General features: G+C 74.9%; 1 protein-coding gene. It reads right to left on the bottom strand.

The features are described 5' to 3' along the window. Positions 1-2,501, bottom strand: a 2,501-nt coding sequence (locus ACH4ZX_RS40220) for a polyketide synthase dehydratase domain-containing protein (protein WP_398283883.1), incomplete at its 3' end; no start/stop codon positions are given. Positions 2,502-2,648 lie beyond the last annotated feature (147 nt).

The following is a 2,648-nucleotide window of genomic DNA, read 5'->3' as shown; positions in this document are numbered from 1 at the left end:
CGCCGGACATCCCACGCCCGCACCGGCAACGGCCGCAGCACACCCGCCTCGAACAACCCCACCAGCTCCCGCAGCATCTCCCCGATCCGCTCCGGCCCGGCGCCTTCGACCATGTCGAACGCCTGGTATGCGACGCCGGGGAACGTACGGGCCACGTCCTCCGGGTCGCGGATGTCGGTCTTGCCCATCTCCAGGAACCGGCCGCCGCGCGGCAGCAGCCGCAGCGAGGCGTCGACCAGCTCACCGGCCAGGCAGTCCAGGACCACGTCCATGCCCCTGCCACCGGTCGCGGCGCGGAACGCGTCCTCGAAGGACGCGTCGCGGGAGGAGGCGATGTGGTCGTCGTCCAGGCCGAGGGCGCGCAGGGTGTCCCACTTGCCCTCGCTCGCCGTGCCGAACACCTCGGCGCCCAGGTGCCGGGCCAGCTGCACGGCGGCCATGCCGACGCCGCCGGCCGCGGAGTGCACCAGGACCCGCTCGCCCGCGCGCAGCCCGGCGAGGTCGACCAGGCCGTAGTAGGCGGTCAGGAAGACCGTCGGGATCGCCGCGGCCTGCTCGAAGGTCCAGTCGTCGGGGATACGGACCACCAGGCGCCGGTCCACGACGGCGACCGGGCCGAAGGCGCCGCGGATCAGTCCGGTCACCCGGTCGCCGACCCGCAGGTCCGTCACGCCGGGTCCGACCTCGGTGACGACGCCGGACCCCTCGTTGCCCATGTGGGCGTGGCCCGGGTACATGCCGAGCGCGACGAGGACGTCACGGAAGTTGAGGCCGGCCGCACGCACGGCCACACGGACCTCACCCGCGGCGAGCTGGATCTCGTGGGCGTCGGACGGCACGAAGGCCAGGCCGTCGAGTGTTCCGGCGCCGGAGGTGCTCAGCAGCCAGGAGGGGGCGCCGGCGGGCAGCGCGAGGGCGGTGTGCTGCCCGGGCGCGTCGGCGCGTACCAGTCGCGGCACGAACAGCGCCCCGTCCCGCAGGGCGAGCTGCGGTTCGGCGGCGGCGAACACCGCGTCCAGCAGTGCGTCGGAGGTGTCACCGTCGCACAGCACGAACCGCTCCGGATGCTCGATCTGTGCAGCCCGTACGAGACCCCACAACGGGGCCTGCGTCAGGTCGTCCACGCCTTCACCGGGGCGTACGGCGACGGCGCCACGGGTCACGACGGCGAGCCGGACGGCCTCCAGCCGCTCGTCGGCGAGCCAGTCCTGGAGCTGCGTGAGCAGAGCGCCGGTGCGGGCGCGGGCCGAGTCGGAGACGTCGGCACCGTCCGCCTGCGGGGCGAACAGCACGGCCTCCGCGGGCACCGGCGTGTCGCCCGCGTCGAGCGCGGCGCGCAGGGCGGCCACGTCGGCGTACGCGGCGCCGGCCCCGATGATGGCGCGGGCGGCCGTCCCCACCCGGGGGGAGACGGGCGGGGCGGCGGTCCACTCGAGCCGGTGCAGCGCGTCGGGCCGTCCGGCGCCCGCCAGGGACGCGGCGAGCCGTTCGCCGGAGACGGTGCGGGTGGCCAACGACGCCACGGACGCGACCGGGTGGCCGGCCGGGTCCGCCACGTCGACGGCGAGGGTGTCCGGGCCGGTGGGCGTCAACCGGACCCTCAACCGGGACGCGCCCACGGCTTGCAGGCGTACCTCGCTCCACGCGAAGGGCAGCCGCACATCACCCGTGTCCGCAGCCGGCCCGGACAGCGCGAGCCCGTGCAGCGCAGCGTCGAGCAGGGCCGGATGCAGAGCGAACCGGCCCGCCTCCTCCCGCTGCGCGTCGGGCAGCACCACTTCGGCGAACACGACATCACCGTCGCTCCGGCACCAGGCGCGGGCCAACCCCTGAAAGGCCGGGCCGTACCCGTAACCGGCCAGCGCAAGCCCCTCATAGAACCCGTCGAGGTCGACGGGCTCCGCACCCGGCGGCGGCCAGGCCACGGCCCACCCGGCGGCCTCCGCGGCCACGGCCCCGGCAGGGGCCAGACGCCCCTCGGCATGCCGGACCCACACCGCGTCGCCGCCCTCGGGCCGTGCGTGGACGCTCACGCTCCGGGCGCCGTCCTCGCCGGCCGTCCCGACGAGCACCTGGACCTGGACGGATCCGCGTTCGGGCAGCGCGAGCGGCGCCTCCAGCGTCAGTTCCTCGACGGCACCGCAGCCCGCCTCCTCACCCGCCCGCAGGACGAGCTCCACGAACGCGGTCCCCGGCAGCAGCACCGTCCCGCCCACCGCGTGGTCCGCGAGCCACGGATGGCTGCGCAGCGACAACCGCCCGGTGAGCAGCACCTGCTCACTGTCGGCGGACACCACGGTGGCACCCAGCAGCGGGTGGTCCGGCGCCTCGAGCCCGGCGGCCTCGACACCGGCGGCGGCGAAGGGGGCGGCGCGGGGCCAGTAGCGCTGGTGCTGGAAGGGGTAGGTGGGCAGGTCGACATGCCGGGTGGCGGTGCTCTGGAACAGGCTGTCCCACTCGACGGGCAGACCACGCGTCCACGCCTCCGCCAACGCCGTCACGAACGCCTCCGGCTCCGGACGACCCTTCCGCAACACACAAGCCAGCAACCCGTCGAAATCGTCGCCCAGATTCTCCTGGACCATGCTCGTGAGAACACCCTGCGGACCCAACTCCAGAAAATGCGTCACACCCTGCCCGGCCAGATG

This window comes from Streptomyces sp. NPDC020490 (assembly GCF_044335305.1).
Classification (GTDB): Bacteria; Actinomycetota; Actinomycetes; order Streptomycetales; family Streptomycetaceae; genus Streptomyces.
This window is presented reverse-complemented; position numbering and strand designations above follow the sequence as displayed.